1 pseudogene is annotated in these 374 nt (G+C 41.2%); it reads left to right on the forward strand.

From position 1 onward, the window contains the following. A pseudogene (locus AC0QKW_RS00710) lies at positions 1-374 on the forward strand (hypothetical protein); the annotation flags it as partial.

Below are 374 nucleotides of genomic sequence, written 5' to 3' on the forward strand. Positions count from 1 at the left end.
TCACTTCTAGTTACGGGATTACCCAAGAACACCGTGATTGGGACAATAAAACGCAGCCGATTTATTTTGAGGATACGGCTAAGTCCATACAATTCAACACTTCTCTTTACTTCGAAGTAGATGAGGTCATTGAAGTGTATATGCAGCAAACACAGGAGGACTTTCAGGAACAAGGGGATGAATATACGGATTGGATGCCGCTACGCGACAGTCAAAATCGCTATCCTATTGGCTACATCTATCTCACCGTTAGCATTGATTTAAACAGATATGGTGGAAATGAGTATAGAACTGATTTAATCTGTTTTGATTTTACGGCGGCTACGACAAGCATGAGCTTACTGTTTGAGAAGTCAACCTCGATCCGAAAAACA

The organism is Pseudanabaena sp. PCC 9330 (assembly GCF_055795045.1).